This is a genomic window from Aquipuribacter hungaricus (assembly GCF_037860755.1).
In the GTDB taxonomy this organism is placed as follows: domain Bacteria; phylum Actinomycetota; class Actinomycetes; order Actinomycetales; family JBBAYJ01; genus Aquipuribacter; species Aquipuribacter hungaricus.
The window spans coordinates 1-710 of sequence record NZ_JBBEOI010000501.1 but is presented as its reverse complement, the minus strand read 5'-3'; the positions used below and the strand labels follow the sequence as shown (position 1 = coordinate 710).

The following is a 710-nucleotide window of genomic DNA, read 5'->3' as shown; positions in this document are numbered from 1 at the left end:
CTCCCCGGCCGCGGGCAGCGCGGCGGCGGCGGCCCGGGCGCCGGCGTCCAGGTAGGCGTTGCGGCTGGAGCGGGCGAGGCCGTCGGGCTCGCGCACCGTGGCGCCGGCGACGACCTCGACGCCCACGGCGAGGTCGGCCACCATGCGCCGGACCAGGGCTAGCTGCTGGCGGTCCTTCTGCCCGAACACGGCGACGTCGGGCCGGACCAGGTGCAGCAGCAGGAGGACGACGGTGAGCACCCCGTCGAAGTGGCCGGGGCGGCTGGCCCCCTCCCACCGCTCGCCGAGCTCCCCGGCGGACACCCGCACCGACGGGGTGCCGTGGGGGTAGACCTCGGACGCGGTGGGGGCGAGCACGACGTCGACGCCCTCGGCCGCGCACACGGCGAGGTCGGCGTCCAGCGTCCGGGGGTAGGCGTCGAGGTCCTCCCCCGCGCCGAACTGCAGCGGGTTGACGAACACCGTCACCACGACGTGGTCGGCGCGGGCGCGGGCGAGGCGGAGCAGGGAGGCGTGGCCGTCGTGCAGCGCGCCCATGGTCATGACCACGGCGACCCGGCCGGTCATGGCCGCGCGGGCGCGGGCGAACCCGGCCCGGTCGCGGACGAGCAGCGGTCCCGCGGCGCCGGTCATGCGTCCGGCCCGTCGGTCGCGGCGACCAGCGCGGCCTCGACCGCGTCGGCGGCCGTGGCGGCGAGCCGGCGCTGGTG

At 78.9% G+C, this 710-nt stretch carries 1 protein-coding gene; it reads right to left on the bottom strand.

Translation table 11 applies throughout. The annotated features are described in order from the left end of the window. Positions 1-633 (bottom strand): pantoate--beta-alanine ligase (gene panC / locus WCS02_RS20865; RefSeq protein WP_422665452.1); only part of this gene is annotated, 633 nt, incomplete at its 3' end. Between the last annotated feature and the right edge of the window lie 77 nt (positions 634-710).